This is a genomic window from Chryseobacterium sp. ZHDP1 (assembly GCF_018603435.1).
Lineage (GTDB): Bacteria > Bacteroidota > Bacteroidia > Flavobacteriales > Weeksellaceae > Chryseobacterium > Chryseobacterium indicum.
Genome location: NZ_CP075682.1, coordinates 878225 through 900148, shown reverse-complemented (window position 1 = coordinate 900148; position 21924 = coordinate 878225). Strand labels below are relative to the sequence as shown.

The following is a 21924-nucleotide window of genomic DNA, read 5'->3' as shown; positions in this document are numbered from 1 at the left end:
TTTAGCAATAGAAAATTAGATGAGCGCAAAAAAAGCCAATTTATCAGGCGAATTGAAAAAATATTTCGGGTTTTCTACTTTTAAAGGACAGCAAGAGCAGATCATAGAAAACCTGTTGAATGGGAAGGATATATTTGTTCTGATGCCTACAGGAGGAGGAAAATCCTTATGTTATCAGCTTCCGGCTCTTATTTCGGAAGGTACGGCAATCGTGGTTTCTCCGCTTATAGCGTTGATGAAAAACCAGGTGGATGCCGTAAACGGGCTTTCATCTGATGATGGAGTAGCACACGTTTTAAATTCATCATTAAACAAAACGCAGACCAAACAGGTTTTCGACGATATTAAAAATGGCAAGACCAAACTTTTATACGTTGCTCCGGAATCATTAATTAAGGAAGAATATTTAGATTTTCTGAAAGATGTAAAAATATCTTTCTTTGCGATTGATGAAGCACACTGTATTTCAGAGTGGGGACACGATTTCAGACCGGAATACCGAAACCTGAAATCCATTATCGATAAGATTGCCGATGTTCCGGTGATTGCACTTACCGCTACGGCTACACCAAAAGTTCAGGATGATATCCAGAAAACTCTTGGGATGACAAATGCTCTGGTTTTTAAAGAAAGCTTCAACAGACCGAATCTTTACTATGAAGTACAGCCAAAAGTAAACGTAGACAAAGAAATTGTTAAATTTATCAGTCAGAATAAAGGGAAATCCGGAATTGTTTACTGTCTGAGCCGAAGAAAAGTTGAAGAATTTGCACAGCTTCTTCAGGTAAATGGCGTAAATGCATTGCCTTATCATGCAGGTCTCGATCAGAAAATAAGGGTAGCGAATCAGGATAAATTTCTGATGGAGGAAGTGGATGTGATTGTGGCAACTATTGCTTTCGGGATGGGAATCGATAAGCCGGATGTACGTTTTGTAATTCATTACGATTTCCCGAAATCTCTGGAAAGTTATTATCAGGAAACCGGTCGTGCAGGTCGTGACGGAGGAGAAGGTCATTGTCTGGCGTTCTACGATCCTAAAGATATTGAAAAACTAGAGAAATTCCTCGCTCAGAAGCCTGTTTCCGAAAGAGAAATCGGATTGCAGCTTCTCAATGAAGTGGTTGGATACGCCGAAACTTCGATGAGCAGAAGACAGTATATTCTATATTATTTTGGGGAAAATTTTGATCCGATCAATGGTGACGGCGCAAAGATGTGCGATAATTCATCGAATCCGCCAAAATTAAAAGATGCAACAGATGATCTTAAAAAAGTCCTGGAGCTTATTAATGATACCGGAGAAAAATTCAAAGCTAAAGATCTGATTTCGGTCATCGCAGGAAAAGAAACTGCGGTTACTAAGTCTTACAAACTGGAACAGACTTCTTATTTCGGTTTTGGAAAAGAAGAAAAAGACAACCACTGGAAAACGATTTTAAGACAGGCAACGGTTCAGAATTTTTTACAGAAAGATATTGAAACCTACGGCGTTTTAAAAATTGCTGAAAAGGGAAGACTGGTTCTTGACGGAAAACTGGAACATTCTTTCTTAATTGCAGAAGACAGAGAGTTTGATTTAACGCAGACAAAAGCAGAAAGCGATCAGGTTCAGATGCAGTCCGGAGGCGGTCTGGATCAGAATTTATTCAACCAGCTTAAAGAACTAAGAAAAAAAGTTGCCAAAAAACACGGAATTCCGCCTTACACAGTGTTTATGGATCCGAGTTTGGAAGATATGACGGTTCAGTATCCGATTACGGTGGAAGAAATTACTAAAATCTACGGAGTCGGAGAAGGAAAAGCCAAGAAATATGGTAAAGAATTTGCAGATTTCATCAGTAAATATGTAGAAGATAACAATATTGAGCGAACTCAGGATATGGTTCTGAAACAGGTGGCAAACAAATCCAGTCACAAAGTTTTCATCATTCAGAGTACCGATAAAAAGATTGATCTTGAAGACATTGCGAGAGCAAAAAACCTTTCGATGGACGAATTGCTGAAGGAAATGGAACGTATTGTTTATCAGGGAACCAAACTGAATATCGATTATTATATTGAAGATAATTTTGATGAAGATATTGTTGACGGTTTCATGGAATTCATGAATGAATCTGAAAGCGACAGCATGAAAGTTCTGCTTGATGAATTCGGAGATGAGCTTTCGGATGAAGAGGTGAGAATGTTGAGAATAAAATTCATCAGCGATGTTGCCAACTAAATGAAAGATGTATTAAAATATCTTTTGTATATTATAATTTTCTTGATAGGATGCTATTTCCTTTTACTTCTTTTTGGGGTATTTATAGACTGGTTTCTTCAGGGAAAAAAATAAAAAAGAAGCTCTTCCCACGAGGAGTTTCTTTTTTATTTTAAGAAAAAGTACTCATTTAAGTGGTATTCGTAAAGTTTGTCATTCCGTAGGAATCTAAATGTAGTACTAGAAAATTTTATGTTGAGATTCCTACGGAATGACAAACTGAACAAATGAAAAAATTAAATAGAGTTTAATTTCATACTGAAATTATTAATTAGAATGTTTAAACTTAATAGCTATAATCGTCGCAAAGACGCAAAATATTCATTAAATACGACCTTGTCTTAAGGCGCAAAGATATTTTATCTACGATAAAATTAGGCATCAATTCTTATTGGAAATCTTTGATTTTCTTACGCCTTAAAAGTTTAAGATTAATAAAGATCTTGCGTCTTTGCGTTTTCCAATAAGTATATTTTTATTTATAAAAAAGATTAAATAAACTCTATAGGTTTGGTTTGAAGGTTAAGAAAACTTTTTACTAATTTTACAGTGATGAAAAAGATTTCTGTCATATTTATTCTGCCGGATCTGGAAACCGGAGGCGCAGAAAGAATTGTTACTACCATTGCAAATCATCTCTCACGGGATCGTTTTGAGCCTAAGATATTGCTTCTGCGCAAACAGGGAGGTTATCTCAATATTTTGAAAGATGACGTTGAAATCATTGATGTTAATACGGAAAGAATCAGACATTCCTTAAAACCTATTCTCAGGGAAATTTACCGCAGAAAGCCGGATATTGTATTTTCCGGATTTGGAGAAGTAAACGCTTATCTGTCTTTATTCATCAAAGTTTTTCCCAAGACAAAATTTATTGCAAGGGAAACCAATGTTGTTTCTCAGCACGTTACCAGAAAGGAAATTAAATTTTTCTACAACTTCTATAACAATTATGATACGATCATTGCGCAAAGTGATGATATGAAGCATGATCTGATGCTTAATTTTAAGATTAAGCCTTCGAAAATCGTTAAAATAAACAATCCTGTAGATTTTGATTTCATTGATGAAAAAATTAAAATTTCCCATAAACCGGAAAGTTTTAAATACGGCTATAAAAATGTTGTCGCGATCGGAAATTTATCGGCAAGAAAAGGTTTTGATAATTTACTGAAAGTTTTCTCCAGGCTTAAAAACGAAAATATCCTGCTTCATATTTTGGGTGACGGACAGGATCGTGAAGTTTTGCATCAAATGAAAGATTTTTTAGGCTTAAAAAACGTGATCTTTCACGGAAGACAGGAAAATCCTTATCAGTTTTTAAAATATGCAGATCTTTTTATTCTTTCATCAAGATATGAAGGTTTTCCGAATGTTTTACTGGAAGCCGGAGCTTGCGGAACCTATTCTTTAGCCAATAATTGCCCCGGAGGAATCACTGAAATCATTCAGGACGATACCAATGGTGAAATTGCGAATATTGAAAATTATGAAGAATTTTCACAGAAAATTACGAAAATTCTTCATGAAAATCATGAAAATGAAGCTATTAAAAATTCTATAAAATCCAGATTTTCCAAGAATATTATTTTAAATCAGTACGAAAAAGTTTTGCTGGATCTGATGAAATAACCGCCTTGAGTATTCAGCTAATATTTTTTAATTTTGGACTTTTAATTTCAGAAAACAATTAGTAATGATTAAAATCCAGAAACTGGGATGCGCCTGCGAAAAACCGACTTCCACTTACACAGAATTCAGAACGTCAGAATTGGGAATCGATAAAACGAATGGAAGATTTGCCGAAGTAAGCATTCAGCAGTGTAAACTTTGCCAGAGAATCTGGATCCGATATTTTGTGGAATATGAAAGTTTTTCCAAATCCGGAAGATGGTACAAAGGAATTGTCTCCAAAAAAGACCGTCCGCAAATTACTCCAGAAAATGCTGTAGAATATCTCGAAAGCCTTGATTGGTACGTTTACGGAGGCTCATATTTTGAAAGCACAGGAGAATTCGGACAGGGGAAACTGATAGTGGATTTATAATTGGTTGGAAGTATGAAGCCGGGAGCTGGAAGATCTTACTGGATGCTTAGTTTAGTGAATAAAAAGATTAAATTTAAAAGATATTTGCAATTCTTTAAACTTCCATCTTCCATCCTCAATCATCCCTCTCAAAAATTTGACAAATCTCACTTTCTCACGTGGTAATAAATCGTTAAATTTGTAAGCATAAGAAAGTTAATAATAAACAAATTCATAAAATAACATGAGTCAATTTGATGTTACCGTAATCGGTTCCGGTCCTGGTGGTTATGTTGCTGCAATCCGTGCTGCACAATTAGGTTTCACAACAGCAATTATTGAAAAATATCCAACTTTGGGAGGAACTTGTCTTAACGTGGGATGTATTCCGTCAAAAGCGCTTTTAGACAGCTCTGAGCATTTTGAGAACGCAAAACACAATTTTGCAGGTCACGGAATCATTATCAACGAGCCTCAAGCCGACATTGCAAGAATGATCGAGCGTAAAAATGAGGTAATTAAACAAAATACAGACGGAATCAGCTATCTGATGAACAAAAACAAAATCACTGTTTTTGAAGGTGTTGGAAGCTTCGAATCCGCTACTCAGATCAAAGTAACAAAAAACGACGGTTCTACAGAAACCATCGAATCCAAATATACCATCATCGCAACAGGTTCTAAACCTTCTTCTTTACCTTTCATCACGTTAGATAAAGAAAGAGTGATTACTTCTACAGAAGCTTTAAATCTTAAAGAAATTCCGAAACATTTAGTCGTAATCGGAGGCGGAGTAATCGGTCTTGAATTAGGTTCTGTTTATTTAAGATTAGGAGCTCAGGTGACAGTGGTTGAGTTTATGGATAAAATTATCCCGACAATGGACGGAGCGCTAAGTAAAGAATTAACGAAAGTTCTTAAAAAGCAGGGAATGAAATTCATGCTTTCTACAGCCGTATCCGCAGTGGAAAGAAACGGAGAGACCGTAAAAATTACAGCGAAAGACAAAAAAGGAGAAGAAGTAACAGTAGAAGGAGATTACTGTCTGGTTTCTGTAGGAAGAAAGCCTTACACAGACGGTCTTGGATTGGAAAAAGCTGGTGTTGAGCTTGATGAAAGAGGAAGAGTGAAAGTAAATGACCATTTACAAACTAATGTTGCCAACATTTATGCAATCGGAGACGTGGTAAAAGGAGCAATGCTGGCTCACAAAGCAGAAGAGGAAGGTGTTTTTGTTGCTGAAACTTTAGCAGGACAGAAGCCTCACATCAACTATAATTTAATTCCGGGAGTGGTTTACACATGGCCGGAAGTTGCAGGAGTTGGAAAAACTGAAGAGCAGTTGAAAGAAGAAGGAGTCGCTTATAAAGTAGGTTCTTTCCCGATGAGAGCTTTGGGAAGAAGCCGTGCAAGTGGTGATGTAGATGGTCTGGTAAAAATTATTGCAGACGAAAAAACAGACGAAGTTCTTGGAATGCACATCGTAGGAGCAAGAGCGGCAGATTTAATTGCTGAAGGAGTTATCGCTATGGAATTCCGTGCAAGTGCAGAAGATATCGCAAGAAGTTCTCACGCACACCCGACTTATGCAGAAGCGATTAAAGAAGCAGCTTTAGATGCTACCGCGAAAAGACCAATTCATATGTAATTGATTAACAATCATATAAATAAAAAAGAGAAATCAGATACTGGTTTCTCTTTTTTTTGGCATGAAAGTGGAGCTGGAGATTAAAAAAAGTGTTATGAAAAATATATTTATGAGTGTTTTGTTTCTTGTAGGAAGTTTTTCTTTCGCGCAGGAAGCAGGAAAAGCAGGCGAACTTTTAAAAAACGAGGCTTCAAAAACAGAAATGGAATCTCCAAAAGCAAAAAGAACGGAGAGCAGAAACAGCAATAATTCCGGTTTCAGAAATCAGAATGAAAATAACAACGGATTCAGGGTTAAAAATCCAAATTACCAATGGAATCAGCAGTATGGATATTCAGAAGTTTTCCTGAGAATTCCAGAGCAGGGAATGTTCAGTGTGGAACTGGGAGATCAGTTTATTTCCAACAATTCCGGAAGATTCAGATTTTTTGATCTCCCGTCAGGAAGAATTCCTGTTTCGATTTACGAAAGCGGGTATTTATTATACAGAACCACCTTAAATGTAAGAAACAATACCAGATTGGTTCTTGATTTCTTTACCAATGAAGGATTGTTTTTATTAGATTCATATCCTGTTCAGAACCAGTCTTACGGATTTAATGACTGGAATGATGTTTGGAACAATCCCTACGGAAATTCAGGAGGATGGAATGATGGCGGAAGTTATGCCAATGTGATGGATAACAGTTCCTTCAGTGAATTTATGGATATGTTGAGAAAAAATGCAAGATTCGACGACAGTAAACTCTCAATGATCCGACAGCAGATGCGTACAACCATGTTTACTTCCCAACAGATCAGTGCTTTGGTAAAAGAAGTGAGTTTTGATAAAAATAAACTTTCACTGGCAAAATCTATGTTTTCAAAATGTGTAGATAAGCATAAATATTTTCTGGTTTACGATGCCTTCGATTTTGAAAGCAGTAAACGGGAACTGATGGAATTTGTACAAAATTCATAAAAAAACAGTTTGAAATTAATATTAAACTTGTCTAAACTTTTTTACCGCAAAAGATGCAGAAGATTGTAACACTTTAGCTGTTTAAGTTTAATTCCTAAATTGAAAAAAGAGCACATAAGTTAAAAAAAATCAAAGATTTTTTTCTTTGCAGACTTTTGAAATACTTTACATAAATCCAATAAAGTCTTTTATGTCTCTTTTGCGGTTAATTTTAAAATTAGTTTAAACAACATATTAATAATTTGATATTAAAAGGTAGAAAGAGAAGCTGATTGTTTCTCTTTTTTTTGTTTAAAATTTTACATTTTGCAGATTCGGGTTATATTTCCTTACCTTTGCAGACTAATTTTATCATACATGCAATTCGGAAAAACTCAGACTTTAAAAATTTCAGATAAAAATAATTCGGGATGGATCTTAACAGACGAATCCGGAGAAAAGGCTTTTCTTCCTAAAATTTTCATTCAGGATGATAAGGAAATTGATGACGAAATTGAAGTTTTTGTATATCAGGATGATGGAAAATTAAAGGCAACCACAGAAATTCCTTTGGCAGAAGTAGGAGAGTTTGCCGTAATGAGCTGTGTACAAAGTCTTCCAAGCGGAGCTTTTATGGATTGGGGAATCATCAAAGATCTGTTTATTCCTTACAAGCAGCAGAAATCTAAGATCATTGAAGGAAAAAGGTATCTTGTCTATATTTATGTAGATGAAGATCTGGAGCTGATTACTGGAACCACGAAATTCAAAAGAAATCCTCAATATCAGAATCTGCCTTTCCAAAAAGGAGATAAAGTGGATCTTATTATGATGAATGAAAGTGAGTTGGGCTGGAATGTGGTCATCAACAAAAAATATATCGGACTCATCTACAATTCGGATGTATTCAAAAAGCTGTATCCGTTGTCTGAAGAATTTGGTTATATCAAAGAAATCCGCGAAGATGGAAAGATTGACGTTTCCCTACAGCCACAAGGTTTTGAAAATATCGATGAGTTTAAAAAGAAAATTTTAGACAAACTTGAAGAAAACTACGGTTTGCTTCATCTTTCAGACAAATCAACTCCCGAAGAAATTAAGGACGAAGTTCAGATGAGCAAAAAGAACTTTAAAAAAGCCATCGGAGGATTGTATAAAGATAAAATCATCGATATTCTGGACGATAAAATTCGGTTATTGTAATTATTTTGGCTAATCAAAAAGTGGTAAAAGACAATCTATAAACCTTTAAAAATAAAAAAACGAGCGGAAAATTTTCCGCTCGTTTCTGTTTTTAGTCTCTGTTTTTAATCAGAAGCCAGCCTGTATATACTCTGCCGTCTGAAACTTTTATCGTATACCAGTAATTTCCTGTCGGGACAGGACTTCCGTTGAGTTTACCGTCCCAATGCAGAGGTTTTTTAGAAATAATCTCTTTGAAAACAGCAAGACCTCTTCTGTCGTAAACGTTCACTTCAGTTCCCGGATAATTTTCCAGTCCTGCAATTTTCCATTGGTCGTTATATCCGTCTGCATTAGGAGTGAATGCATTTGGAATGTTGAATATCGAAAATGGTTTCTGACCAATAATGCAACCGCCTTTTGTTCTTACATAAACAATATATTCTCCAATATTTAAGTTCGTGAAAATGTTAGAATCCTGCCATGTGAAGTTATCTAAAGAATATTCAAAGCTGCCTGTCACAGAAAGGATTACCGTTGCGGAATTATTGCTGATATTTACGGAAACAATTTCCGGCAAAACCGTATAGCTTACCTGAATGTTATCTGTACTCTGACAGCCAAAACTATTCGTTACTGTTACAGAATAATTTCCGGGAGCTGAAACGGCAATTGTCTGAGTTGTTGCTCCGTTGCTCCATAGGTAAGATGAAAATCCGCTTCCTGCATCCAGAGTAACTGTTTTTCCTTTACAGAAATCAATTCTTTCAGGAAGATTGAATATAGGTTTAGGGGTCAGAGCTAAATTTAATCGTACAATTTTAAAACATCCGTCCGGAGTGGAAACCTTTACGTGGATAACGGTCGCTCCTAAATTTAAAGAGTACGCAGAAGGATTGGTAATTACGTTCCCAAAATCATCCGTATAAGTAAATGTGTATCCGGAAGGATTGGCAATAATATTACTCTGATATGATGTTAAATTCACCATCATAGAGTTCCCTGTCGTACTGTTACAGAACGTCGCCGAATAATCATTGGCAGGAACATTATTCGTTGAAAGTGTTACCGTAATTGCCAGTTTTTCAGATTCACAGTTGTTCAGCGTCTGTGTTATGTAGTAAACCGTTCCATTTACCAGAGGAGTTGTAAGGGATAAGATATTTCCTGCGGCATCATAAAACTTAAGGGAAGTTCCGGTTACAGCTAAACTTGCCAAAGTAGGATTTGCCGAAGCACAAAAATCCTGAACAGCGTTTCCTGTAGGTTTCGGAGTTTCATTTACAGTAACCTGAATAGCGATTTTATCACTTTCGCATCCGTTAATCGTTTGGGAGGCATAATAGGTCTGTCCGTTTACCAGAGCCGTTGTTGAAGGCAAAAGATTTCCGGCAGCATTGTACCATTTGATATTCTGTCCTGTAATCTGAATATTGGCAACCGTTGGATTGGTGCTTTTACAGAAGATTTGCTGAAGATTGGTTGTTACAGGTAATGCCGTTGCTGTTACCGTTACATTTTGGTTTTGTGCCGAAACATTTCCGTTTCCGTCATTATAAGTCCAGTGGATCACATAAGTTCCCGGAACAGAATAGGAAAGAGGATCGGTAGTGGTTGCCGTAATGATTCCGGCACAATTATCTGTTGCTTTTGGAAAATTGGAAATCGTCGTATGGCAGTCTCCGGTAATGTTGGGAAGACTGGCAGTATTGGGAACTGGTGCAACATTGTCTCCTACAACTACGTTTACTGTAAAACTTCCGTCGCAGGCTCCTGAACCGGTAACCTGACAGGTGTATACTCCTGCGTTAGCTGCTGTTGCGTTGGGAATTACAGGATTCTGAAGAGTAGAAGTAAATCCGTTTGGACCTGTCCAGTTGTAATTTGTGCCTCCGGTTGCGCTTAGCTGAAGATTAGAGTTAATACAAACGGGAGAGTTTGATGAAATTACAGCAGAAGAAGTACAATCCTGAAATTTTGCAATAAATATATCATTCGACGGATGACCGCCTTGTTGCTGAAATGTTCCCGGAGTTGCAATACCAGTTGTATTATTACTGGACATTCCTGTAAAGTAAATAAATCCGTTACTGTCTTTAGTTGGTGTTCCTAATTGAGTTCCCCCGTTACCTCCATAAAAAGTTCCCCATTCTTTAACATTACTAGAATTATATTTTACTAAAAAAGTTTTAATATAGGGCCCAGTTGTTTCCATATAAGCACCGGGAGTTGCAATGCCCGTTTGGTTTGTGTAAGCCAGCCCTCCAAAAAATATATTTCCTGTAATATCTATATAGGCTGTTAATTGCATCTGATAAATAAATGGAAAATAAACTTTATCGATAGCGTTGGATGCTAAATCTACTTTCCAGACTCCCGGTTTTAGAACACTACCAGGAACAAGCTCCATATATTCGCCAGCAAGTAAAAGTTTATTATTAATGATTCTTGCTTCACGTACACTTTCCTGCCCGTTTTCTCCAAAATAGCTTGATCTTAACAAAATTCCTGATTTTGAAAATTTTAAATAGAGTCCATCCGATGTGCCGCCATTTGTAGCCTGAAACGGATTAATCATTGGAATTGTAGAAGATTGTGTTGCTCCAATCACTTCCAGATTATTTGTAGAAGAAAATATAGTGAAAATAGATGTTGATAATGATGAACCTCCAAAATAAGTAGACCATTGTGCATTACCCGTTGCACTGTCCAGATCAATTAGGAACCCATCATAATACCCTGCTCCGCTCGGTTTTACAGGATATGCAGCATTAATAACCGGAAAGTCTGTACTCATCGTTTCTCCTCCAAGATAAATATGGCTTTGGTTATAGGAAACAGTATAGCATTCATCAACTTGAGTTCCGCTGAAATCCTTAATATACAATAAATTTCCATTAGCATTTAATTTTACTAATAGTGCATCTTTAGTAAGTGTTTTTTCTGCTGTACCGCCGAGATAAACATTATAATTTTCATCAAACGTAACATCATTGAAATAATCTGTTTTGGAAGTTCCGTAATAAGTACTCCAGGATCTTTGCCCGTCACTTGTAAGTTTCATTACAAATGCATCAGCTTGTCCGTTTAGCCAGGTTTGATATGCACCACTTGTAGCAATATTAGAAGTACTGGTAGTTGCTCCATAAAGATAAGGCCTGTTTTGATCGTCGGTTTTAACTTTTCCGTAATCTTCTCCATAACCTCCTGCATAACTTCCCCAAACCCTTGTAGGAACCGGATCAATAACAATAGTTTTATCAGAAACATTTACAGGAGCATTAAATCCGAAAATCTCATCGCCAAGATCATTAAAAGAAACATGAATATTCTCTTTTTTATTTCCTGCAATCCAGCTGTTAGGAATATTTTCATACATTTCTCCGAAACGTAATTTCATTAAAAGTTTATTCTCTTTTACAGCAACAGGAGCACCACTGAATTTCATTTTAATATCTGAAATTTTTCCTCCGGGATTGATAATAAAATTATACTCAATGGGTTTTAAAGTATCATTAGGTTTAAAAAATACCAGATCAATGTTCGGATAAATATTTTTATAAGAAATTTTCTGATAACGATGCACACTGGTTACTCCTTTCGGTTTGTTGGGAATGTTGTAATAATTATCGTAATCTGCAGATTTGCCTTCCGCAGTCAATTTTGCCGTTTTGTTCGAATTAATTAATTCAATATCAATTCGGTGAAATATATTTTCATAATTAAATTCATCATAACAATATGTTTTTGCATCAACAGAATGGTCTTTTCGGAATTTTGATGAATTCGGGTTTACTGTTTTTTTTGTTTCATAAACATCATAAGAAAATCCATTAGATCGAAGTTGTACATTCAGTCCTGCAGAATGAAAAAGGTATTTTACGCCTGCATTTTCTTTACCGTCCTGATCTACGATCTGTCCCTTGTTTTCGTAAAAATAATAATCATTGTTTTTTGAAATTTTGCTTTGAGAAAACAAAAATCCACAGCAGAAAACTGTGCATAGAAACAATATTTTTCGCATCGGTTACTAATTTTTCGGCAAAGATATAAAATCAGGTTATTTTTCAAAGGTTAATAAGTCGTAATCTGAGATTAAAGTCAAAAATATGATGCATGTCACACTAATTTGTTTAATAATTTTGTTTAACAATTTTGTCAAAAATAAAATTTGATTTAAATTTGCACAAATTTGTTTAACAAAAATGTCAAATCAAGCAAAAAAAGACCAAACACAGGAATTAATTAAAGACACAGCAAAGAATTTATTCTTTGTGAAAGGTAAGTTTGACGCTACTACTCAGGAAATTGCTGATGAAGCCGGTGTCAACAGAACGCTTATCAATTACTATTTCCGCTCACGGGACAACCTCATCCAGATTATTTTTGATGAAGCCCAGAAAGTGGAAAAAGAAAAATCTGAAATTATCATGAATTCTGATCTTCCTCTGAAAGAAAAGATCAGCCAGTTTATCGAAGGAAGTCTGTCTACAAGTCTTCAGTATCCTTATCTCGAAACCTATATCGTTTCACAGATCAATAAAGGAAACTGCCATAAAAAAGACATCGAAGAAGATGAACTGAAAAGGCTTTTTACAGATATAGAAACAGAAATGGAACGGGGAAATATAGAGAGGATGAAACCCATTCAGTTTCTTCTGAATATGATTTCTCTGCTGGTTTTCCCAAGTGCGGTAAGACCTTTATTAATGGAAAATCTTATGATCAGCGAAGAGGAATTCGATAAGATTATTTCCGAAAGAAAAGAGATCATTTTGAATATGTTATTTAAAAACTAAAAAAATGTTAAAGTATTTTAAGAAATGATTCGTCATTTAGATATAAAGCATTTAACATAATAATTACATTAAAAAAATAAACGAAGTATAATATTATGAAAAAACGTATAACTGCAAACAAGCTAAAAGTAGGAATAGCGGCTGCATTTATGATGTTCGGTTTTTCATCGGTGTCTGCACAACAGCAGGTTTCCTTACAGGAAGCGATCAAACAGGCACTTCAGAATAAAGCGGAAGCCAAAAAGGCAGCTTTACAGATCAAAAAAGCCGAATATAAGATTGATGAGGCAAAAGCAGGAGCTTTACCTCAGATTTCAGCGACAGCAGGTCTTACCTACAATCCCATCATTCAGGAATCCCTTCTTGCATTTGGAGGCGAAAAAATCAGAGCCCAGTTTGGACAGCCCTGGAACTCTACGGCTTCCGTACAGCTTCAACAGGCAATTTTCGATCAGAGAGTGTTCACAGGACTGAAGGCGGCAAAATCTACAAGAGAATTTTATGTTCTTAATGCACAGCTTACCAATGAGCAGATCATCGAAAACGTAGCATCTGCTTACTATCAGGTTTTTGTTCAGGAAGAAAATCTTAAAACCGTAGAAGCAAGCTATGCGAATACCGAAAAAGTAAGAAATGTAATTAAAAGTCTGGTGGATAACGGACTGGCAAAATCCATTGATCTCGACAGAACCAATGTTCAGCTTACCAACATCGGATCAAACAAACAGACATTAATTAATTCTGTTCAGTTGGCTAAAAACGCACTGAAGTTCTACATGGGGGTTCCAATTGAATCTGATATCGAGCTTGAAGAAAAAACCATTGAACCAAAACCGGAACTGGTTGCAGGAAATTTAAATCTTGATAACCGTACCGAAATCAAAGTTTTAAATAAAAACAGAGAGCTTCTGGTATTCAATAAAAAAGCGACTGAAGCGTATCTTTACCCTACAGTAAGCCTTGTTGCGAATTACGGCTGGGGTGCAAACGGAGCAAAATTTCCATTAACCAACGGGCTTAAAAATGGTGTTCTCTGGAGCGATTACTCTGCAATCGGATTAAATGTTAATATTCCGATTTTTACCGGAGGAGCTACAAAAGCAAAGATCAATCAGGCAGAAGTTGATATTCAGGATCTTGATCTGGATATTCAGAATACACAGTTAAGCCTTAATTTAGATTATAAAAATGCCATTACCAACATAGAAAATGCTTTAATTAATATTGAAAGTATGAAAGACAACGTAGGATTGGCAGAAAGAGTTCAGAAAAATACACAATCCAATTACCAGTACGGTTTAGCAACACTTACAGAAGTTCTGGATGCTGAAAATGCATTAACGCAGGCAAAACAGAATTACGCCAATGCTTTACTGGATTACAAACAGGCTGAAATTAAATTAATTAAAGCAAAAGGAGAATTAAACACACTACAAAACCCGTAATAAACTATGAAAAAAACTTTAATATATATCATCGTAGCAGCTGTCCTGGTTGGTTTGGCAGCTTACAAGATTGCCGGAAATAAAGAAAAGCAGACACAGGAAGTAAAAGAGGTTGCAAAGCAGGTAGACAAAGTTAACGTAAACGTTGTAACGGTTTCGAGAGAAAACATTGATACAGATTACAGTGCAAACGGAACATTTATCCCGAAGCAGGAAATGAACCAGTCTTCTGAAATTTCAGGACGTGTAGTAAGCGTTTTGGTAAAAGAAGGCTCAAGAGTGGGAGCAGGACAGGTATTGGCAACCATTAAAAGAGATGCCATTGAAGTAGATGTTACACAGGCTCAGAACAATTTGCAGAATGCGATTGCAGACAACCAGCGTTATGAAAATGCCTTTAAAACAGGTGGTGTTACCAAACAACAGCTTGATAATTCCAGATTACAGCTTAAAAACGCTCAGGCTGCCCTAAGAGCCCAGGGTGTAAAAGTAAACGATACAAGCATTCGTGCAGGAATCAGCGGAACCATCAATAAAAAAATGGTAGAGCCGGGAATGGTGGTTGCTCCGGGAACAGGACTATTCGAAATAGTAAACATCAACAGCTTAAAACTTTCAGTTTTGGTTGATGAAAGCCAGATCGGGAAAATTCAGTTAGGGCAGGAAGTTCCGATTAAAGTAAACGTTTTACCGGAAGATTCATTTGTGGGAAGAATTACATTTATCGCTCCTAAAAGTGATGCTTCTTTAAATTTCCCTGTTGAAATTGAAGTTCAGAACAGAGGAAACCTTAAAGCCGGGATGTACGCAACAGCAACATTTAAAACAAACAACGGTGCAGAAACGCAGAATATGTTAACCGTTCCTGCAGAAGCCTTTGTAAACGGGGTAAGTTCAGGACAATTATTTGTTGTACAGAACGGAGTGGCTAAACTCATCAAAGTAACCGTTGGAAAAGTATATGGCGATAAAGTTCAGGTTTTAAGCGGACTGAATGGCGGAGAACAGGTGGTGACAAGCGGACAGATCAATCTGGATAACGGATCTAAAGTAAATATCGTAAAGTAGAAGGTTTATGAAGTTAGCAGAAATATCGATTAAAAGACCTTCGTTGGTAATCGTATTGTTTACGATTCTTACGTTGGGAGGTATCCTGAGTTATACGCTCATGGGATACGAGTTGATTCCGAAGTTTGAAACCAATATGGTAACCATTTCTACGGTATATCCGGGAGCTTCGCCTGCAGAGGTGGAAACATCCGTTACCCGAAAAATTGAAGATGCCGTTGGTTCTTTGGAAAATGTGAAGAAAGTAGAATCTTCTTCCTATGAAAGTTTATCCGTAATTATGGTTCAACTGAATGACGGAGCTGATGTAGATTATGCATTGAATGATGCACAGAGAAAGGTAAACGCCATTCTGGCAGACCTTCCGGATGATGTAAAAGCGCCGTCTCTTAATAAATTCTCTCTGGACGATTTACCGATCATCACGATGAGTATTTCATCAGACAAATTAAACAGCAAAGATCTTTATGACCTTTTAGATAAAAAAATTGAGCCTATTTTCTCCCGTGTAAACGGTGTTGCTCAGGTTGACCTTGTGGGTGGACAGGAAAGAGAAATTCAGGTAAATCTTGACGAGAAAAAACTGCAGGGTTACGGACTTTCCATCGGAGATGTTCAACAGGCAATCCTTTCTTCAAACTTGGATTTCCCTACCGGTAGTTTAAAGACGAGAACGTCAAAATCTACCATCAGATTATCCGGAAAGTATAAATCTGTAGCAGAAATGAACAATCTTGTGGTTTCCAATAAAAACGGAGCACAGGTTCGTTTATCTGATATTGCTACGGTTTTCGACTCTCAGAAAGATGTGGAGAAAGTAGCGAGATTCAACCAGTTTCCTACCATCTTAATGCAGGTTAAAAAACAATCTGATGCCAATGCGGTTGCAGTATCTGAAAGCGTTCAGAAAACCATTGAAACCGTTCAGGAAGCTTATAAAGCACAGGGTGTAAAAGTAAAAGTGGTAAACGATACAACCGACTTTACCCTTGAATCTGCGAATCACGTAATTTTCGACTTATTCTTAGCGATTATTCTGGTAGCAATTGTAATGTTATTATTCCTTCACAGCATCAGAAATGCCTTCATCGTAATGGTTTCCATTCCGGCTTCATTGGTGGCAACATTCATCGGAATGAATCTGATGGGATATACGCTGAACTTAATGAGTTTACTGGGACTTTCCTTAGTGGTAGGTATTCTTGTGGATGACGCGATCGTTGTACTGGAAAACATTTACCGTCACATGGAGATGGGGAAAAGCAAAATCAGAGCAGCGTATGACGGAGCTTCGGAGATCGGGTTTACCGTTGCAGCGATTACTTTGGTAATTGTGGTGGTATTCTTACCGATTGCGATGAGTTCAGGTCTGGTAGCGAACATTCTGGCTCAGTTCTGCGTCACGGTGGTTATCGCAACAATGTTATCATTGCTGGCTTCATTTACCATCATTCCGTGGCTGTCTTCAAGATTTGGTAAGCTTGAGCATTTAACAGGGAAAAACTGGTTCGAAAAATTCATCCTTTGGTTTGAAGGTTTAATTGAGAAATTTACGCACTGGATCACAGGAATTCTTGAATGGTGTTTAAAAACCACATTAAGAAGAATTTCTACGGTAGTGATTACATTTATCGTTCTAATTTCTTCTTTCATGCTGGTAGCTTTCGGATTCATTGGGGGAGAATTCTTCCCGCCGATCGACAGAGGACAGTTCCTTGTTCAGATGGAATTACCAAAAGATGCAACCATTGAAAAGACCAATCAGCTTACGTTGGATGTTGAGAAGTTTTTAAGAAATGATAAGGATGTTGTTGATTTAATTACAACAGTAGGACAGCAGTCAACAGGTTTTGGCGGAGCTCAGGCGACAACTTATCAGTCGGAAGTTCAGGTGAATTTAACGGATAAATCTGAACGTTCTGAAAGCACCAATATCAAAGCTGCAAAAATAAAAAGAGCTTTAGAAGAGAAATTTACAGGAGTAGAATTCAAAACTGCTCCAATCGGAATCATGGGTGCTGAAAATGCACCGATCGAAATGGTGGTAACCGCTCCGGACAACGCAACCGCTGTAAAAGAAGCAACAAGAATTTTAGAATTGCTGAAAAAAGTTCCGGGAGCAGTAGATGCAGAATTATCTACCGATTCAGGAAACCCTGAAGTTCAGGTAAATATCGACAGAGATAAAATGGCTTCTTTAGGCTTAAATCTTTCAAGTGTAGGACAAACAATGCAGACGGCATTCAACGGAAATACAGACGGGAAATTCAGAGCAGGAGAATATGAATATGACATCAATATCCGTTTCGGAGATGCGAACAGACAGTCTATTGATGATGTTAAAAACTTAATGTTTACAAATCCTCAGGGACAGCAGGTTCGTCTTAGCCAGTTTGCTGAGGTTAAAATGGGATCCGGACCGAGTTTGCTTGAGCGTAGAGATAAATCTCCTTCTGTAAAAGTAAGAGCTAAAGCAGTAGGGAGACCTGTAGGAGACGTTGCCAACGAATGGGCAAAACAGTTCAAGGACAGCAAAAACAAACCTATAGGTGTAGATTACATCTGGAGTGGAGATATGGAAAACCAGCAGGAAGGTTTCGGTACGTTGGGAATCGCTTTATTGGCAGCTATTGTATTGGTTTACCTTGTAATGGTTTCATTGTATGACAGTTTTGTGTATCCTTTCGTGGTATTGTTCTCAATTCCTCTGGCGATGATTGGGGTAATGGTAATTCTTGCCTTAACAGCAAATTCACTGAATATCTTTACGATGTTAGGGATGATTATGTTGATTGGTCTGGTTGCGAAGAACGCGATTTTGATTGTCGACTTTACCAATGCCAGAAAAGCAGCAGGATCCAATACACACGACGCTTTGGTACAGGCAAATCACGCCCGTCTTCGTCCAATCCTTATGACAACGATTGCGATGATCTTCGGGATGTTGCCGATCGCATTGGCGACAGGAGCAGGAGCGGAGATGAACAAAGGTTTGGCTTGGGTAGTTATTGGTGGTTTAACATCATCTCTATTCCTTACCTTAATTATTGTACCGGTCGTTTACTCTTTATTTGATTCAATTCTGAGAAGAATGGGTAAACATAAAAAAGTAGATTATGAAGCTGAAATAAAAGCCGATTATGAACACAGAGAACTAAGTGAAGACGGTTTTACGCCAAAACATTTAGACTAATATAACACCTTAATTAACCGAAAACCGTATCAGCAATGATGCGGTTTTTTTATGTCATTGCAAACAGACTGAAGATCTGCAAACGTAGTTCTGAAGCAACGAAGCAATCTTAAAAAAGAAAAGAAACATGATTGCTCATTTGCTGAGTAAAATGCCTTTGTGATCGAAAAGTATGTTCAATAATTTAAAAAAAGCTAGCGACTCTTTTGCGTTAAAATTAAAATTTAATTGATTATCTGTTGTCAATCATAATGCTTGATTTTAACGCTAAGCACGCAAAGACTTTTTATATACAAACTGTTTTTAAGGTTCGCAGAGGCGTTAAAACTTAACTGAGATCGCAGAGGTTTTTATTCTGACAAATTACGGACAATCAAAAAAATTAATCAAATAAAAAAGCTTCCAAATTAATTGAAAGCTCTTATTTATTGTAAATAGGTGATTATTCCGCCATTGCCTCACCGGCTTTTCTGTAGACGAAACTTCCGTAAATATGTCTTCTTGCAAAACGGCTCGGAGAATCGGAATTCACCATTTTGATGTAGGTATTTTTCGGAACTCCAAGATATTCGTACATATTTCCGTTCAGGTGCTGTACTTTGAGAACCGATTTTTCCAGATAAAAATCCTGAATATTAGATTTTGTAATGGTTTCGGTGTATTCTTCTTTGTATTTTTCCTGCGTTTCCGGATTTATGCTTACCAGAAAATGATAGGCTTCAATCACAGATTTGCTTTTTTCTTCCGCTTCCAGCTTTCCTGCTTCATCATTGATGAATTTATCAGGATGCGTATCTTTCATCGTATTCCTGTAAATGGTTTTTAGTTCCTTCAGTGTTACATTTTTATCAACTTCCAGAAGCTTTCTGTATTCGCCTAATTTTTTCATAATGGATGATCCTTATTTCGGGGTGCAAAATTAAGGTTTTAAAATGTAAAAATCATAACTTATTCAGTATTAATTTATTTTATCCTGAAAATTAATATTAAGATAATCTTTGTGCATAATTTTAAATATTATTTCACAGATAATTACTAACCTCAATTAAATTCAGATCCGGATCTCTGAAATAAACCGATTGTATTTTTCCCAAAGCTCCGGTTCTTTCAACAATTCCTTCGATGATCTTAATATTCTTTTCCTTTAGTTCCTGTAAAACTTCGTGAATATCGGTTTCTGAAATAAAACAAAGATCCGCAGAACCGCAAGTCGGATGTTCTGCTTTTGGTTCAAATTCTTTTCCTTTTTGATGAAGATTGATTTTCTGATTTCCAAAAGTCAGAGCTTTTCTGTTTTCTCCAAACGTCACCACTTCAAAACCAAGAATAGAGGTGTAAAAATCTACCGTTTTTTCAATGTCTGCAACCGTTAAAACGAGGTGATCTATATTTTTTATTTTCATGTTTGATTTTCAATTATTAAAGACTATTAAAAGGAATTATTTTTTCTTCAGTTAATTTTTTCTTCAGTCGATCAGCATACTGGTGCGCGAAAGTTTCTTTTTCAACTTTAGATAAAGCTGAGTAGTAATCATCGCGAATTTCTTTTGCCTCATAATCTTTATCACTTTCAAAAGGTCTTTCCACAACTTCTAAGTAATGAACATAATGCCCGAATTCATGCAGTAGAGTTCTGTACAATTGGGTATTTCTTGAAGGCTCTAAATTTAACTGAGAAATAAAACTTCTCTTATTTTGTGTAAAAATATGTCCGTCTCCTTTTAATCTTTCAAATTCTTTCTGATCTTCGATGCTTTGTTTTTTAGACCATATTAACTTTTTGTTTAAATCTATTGAGTCTAAAATTATCGCCGGAAAATATTCGTTTTCGTACTCAAAGCTGTAAACAAGTCTTCCCCAAACCGGAGAGATTATTTCCTCCTTTCTTTTCGGTTGGCGTAAAACAATAAACTTTAAATCTCCGTAATCTTCTTTAGGAATATTTTCGATTATCTTTTCAAGATCAGAAACAGAACAGGAGTGATAACAGTTTTCGCGAAGCTCTTCAATGATAAATAAAAATTCGTGTCCATTTATTATTTTAGATTCTTTTTCATGCTTACCAATTCTTTCGTAAAAAGACTTTAATGTTCCGTTAGGTGTTGAAATTTTCAATTTATTATTTTGACTGAAACCTTGATTTTCGGTTCCTATATTTTTGTTCCTTCTGGTTGCATTGTACATTTTCAGAGCGCAATTATTTTTCAAGATAATCTATATCAAACCATCCTTTATTAAACGTTACTTCTACCGTGTCATTATTCTGAAGATCAAAAATAGATTTTAAACCTTTTGAAACTTTATAGTGGTTAATTTTTTGAAGATCCTCTTTATCATGAATAGAATTTTCATTATTCAGCCAAAAAACTTTCTTTCCTTTATGATATACAACTTCGTAAACTTTAATAATTTCGGTTTTCTTCGTTTCTGAATTAATTAAAAGTAAAGAATTATCTACCAAGGAATGAAATGCAAAATAAAATCCGCTGCCGAATACAATTAGTGCCAATAAAATTAAGGGAATTGATGAAGGTTTAACATTCTTTTTTGAGATGAAAATAATAATTCCGGCAAGAATAATAATTGCAGAAACCGTGTACTTCCATGAAAACTCTTTGAAATTTTTTATATCATCACTTAAATACAGATTTTTTACAAAAGGTTTAAGAAAAAAATCCTGCAACAAAAGAATGATAATAAAAATAATTACCCAAAAATATTTTCTGAATAAAGCTTTTACATTGATGTTATGGTTATTAGTCATCCTTCTTACTCCGTTCTCTGGAAAATATGCGTCAGTTTGGAATTCTTAATAAAATCCTGAACAGAAGTATCTTTTGTAGCATTTTTATTCGTTAATTCAAAATAATAAATCATAAGATTCGGAAACTTCGGGTCTTTGCAGACCACTTTAAAACGCTTTACCTTTTCATCGGTACTTAAAAAACTCAGTTCAGAACCACCACTCAGTTTAATATTATTGACTTCAAAAGAATCTTTCCAGTTTTTTTGAATTTTTGCAAATCGTTTCTGCGTTCTGTCGCTGTCTTCGTTTTCGAATTTATCAACCTGAAATTCCGTTAAAAGCTGAGGATAAATTAATCCTTCTTTAAGCATCGTTTCAGTAATTTTATCCGCTTTATCATAGAATATAATTTTGTTATCAAACAATATCTGATTGTCATTAAGTGTCATTTTTCCATCGAACTTCTTATAATTTTTCTTTTTATAATCATTCTTAAAATGTTCAATGACAGCTTTATCTTTAGGGCCTGCTTTTTCAGTTTTCTGTCCAAAAACAGAAGCAGATAAAAATAAAGAAAGACTTATTGTATATATTAGTTTCATAATGGCTTGAAT

General features: G+C 36.0%; 16 protein-coding genes. 10 read left to right on the top strand and 6 right to left on the bottom strand.

What is annotated here, in order from left to right:
* Positions 1 to 19: 19 nt before the first annotated feature.
* The 6 genes from recQ to KKI44_RS04070 all read left to right on the top strand — a co-directional run bounded on the left by recQ (position 20) and on the right by KKI44_RS04070 (position 8080).
* Entirely contained in the window at positions 20 to 2224 is a 2205-nt protein-coding gene (recQ, locus tag KKI44_RS04095) for a DNA helicase RecQ (protein WP_214589961.1), read from the top strand.
* Between the two features lie 591 nt (positions 2225 to 2815).
* Positions 2816 to 3895 carry a glycosyltransferase gene (locus KKI44_RS04090; protein ID WP_214589960.1) on the top strand — a complete coding sequence of 360 codons (1080 nt, stop codon included), beginning with the start codon at positions 2816 to 2818 and terminating at the stop codon, positions 3893 to 3895.
* A 64-nt stretch (positions 3896 to 3959) separates the two neighbouring features.
* Entirely contained in the window at positions 3960 to 4310 is a 351-nt protein-coding gene (locus KKI44_RS04085; RefSeq protein ID WP_214589959.1) for a hypothetical protein, read from the top strand.
* A gap of 223 nt (positions 4311 to 4533) precedes the next feature.
* Positions 4534 to 5937: a dihydrolipoyl dehydrogenase gene (gene lpdA, locus KKI44_RS04080; RefSeq protein ID WP_214589958.1), complete on the top strand. Its 1404-nt coding sequence runs from the start codon at positions 4534 to 4536 to the stop codon at positions 5935 to 5937.
* A gap of 94 nt (positions 5938 to 6031) precedes the next feature.
* Complete coding sequence (locus tag KKI44_RS04075) at positions 6032 to 6898, top strand: DUF4476 domain-containing protein (RefSeq protein ID WP_214589957.1); 867 nt, start codon at positions 6032 to 6034, stop codon at positions 6896 to 6898.
* 357 nt (positions 6899 to 7255) lie between these two features.
* Positions 7256 to 8080: a S1 RNA-binding domain-containing protein gene (locus tag KKI44_RS04070; protein WP_214589956.1), complete on the top strand. Its 825-nt coding sequence runs from the start codon at positions 7256 to 7258 to the stop codon at positions 8078 to 8080.
* 91 nt (positions 8081 to 8171) lie between these two features.
* On the opposite strand, the gene KKI44_RS04065 is transcribed toward KKI44_RS04070, so the two are convergent.
* Complete coding sequence (locus KKI44_RS04065) at positions 8172 to 12083, bottom strand: T9SS type B sorting domain-containing protein (RefSeq protein ID WP_214589955.1); 3912 nt, start codon at positions 12081 to 12083, stop codon at positions 8172 to 8174.
* A gap of 181 nt (positions 12084 to 12264) precedes the next feature.
* On the opposite strand from KKI44_RS04065, the gene KKI44_RS04060 reads away from it, so the two are divergent.
* The 4 genes from KKI44_RS04060 (at position 12265) to KKI44_RS04045 (ending at position 18564) form a co-directional block, all read left to right on the top strand.
* A complete protein-coding gene (locus tag KKI44_RS04060) occupies positions 12265 to 12858 on the top strand; it encodes a TetR/AcrR family transcriptional regulator (RefSeq protein ID WP_214589954.1) in 594 nt (197 codons plus the stop codon).
* A gap of 92 nt (positions 12859 to 12950) precedes the next feature.
* Complete coding sequence (locus KKI44_RS04055) at positions 12951 to 14303, top strand: TolC family protein (protein ID WP_214591097.1); 1353 nt, start codon at positions 12951 to 12953, stop codon at positions 14301 to 14303.
* Positions 14304 to 14309: 6 nt separating this feature from the next.
* Positions 14310 to 15371, top strand: coding sequence for an efflux RND transporter periplasmic adaptor subunit (locus KKI44_RS04050; protein ID WP_214589953.1), 1062 nt, complete (start codon positions 14310 to 14312; stop codon positions 15369 to 15371).
* 7 nt (positions 15372 to 15378) lie between these two features.
* Entirely contained in the window at positions 15379 to 18564 is a 3186-nt protein-coding gene (locus tag KKI44_RS04045; protein WP_214589952.1) for an efflux RND transporter permease subunit, read from the top strand.
* A 442-nt stretch (positions 18565 to 19006) separates the two neighbouring features.
* Here the strand turns inward: KKI44_RS04045 and KKI44_RS04040 are convergent, their stop codons facing one another.
* The 5 genes from KKI44_RS04040 to KKI44_RS04020 all read right to left on the bottom strand — a co-directional run bounded on the left by KKI44_RS04040 (position 19007) and on the right by KKI44_RS04020 (position 21912).
* The gene (locus KKI44_RS04040) at positions 19007 to 19453 is read right to left on the bottom strand and encodes a KTSC domain-containing protein (RefSeq protein WP_214589951.1); all 447 of its coding nucleotides are present in this window, start codon (positions 19451 to 19453) and stop codon (positions 19007 to 19009) included.
* A 133-nt stretch (positions 19454 to 19586) separates the two neighbouring features.
* Entirely contained in the window at positions 19587 to 19967 is a 381-nt protein-coding gene (locus tag KKI44_RS04035; RefSeq protein WP_214589950.1) for a VOC family protein, read from the bottom strand.
* Positions 19968 to 19983: 16 nt separating this feature from the next.
* Positions 19984 to 20772, bottom strand: a complete 789-nt coding sequence (locus KKI44_RS04030) for a hypothetical protein (RefSeq protein ID WP_214589949.1) — start codon at positions 20770 to 20772, stop codon at positions 19984 to 19986.
* On the bottom strand, positions 20762 to 21328 hold the full coding sequence (locus KKI44_RS04025) for a hypothetical protein (RefSeq protein ID WP_214589948.1): 567 nt from the start codon (positions 21326 to 21328) through the stop codon (positions 20762 to 20764). The genes KKI44_RS04030 and KKI44_RS04025 overlap by 11 nt, the downstream gene beginning before the upstream one ends.
* 5 nt (positions 21329 to 21333) lie before the next feature.
* Positions 21334 to 21912 (bottom strand): hypothetical protein, encoded by a 579-nt coding sequence (locus KKI44_RS04020; RefSeq protein WP_214589947.1) that lies wholly within the window; start codon positions 21910 to 21912, stop codon positions 21334 to 21336.
* Between the last annotated feature and the right edge of the window lie 12 nt (positions 21913 to 21924).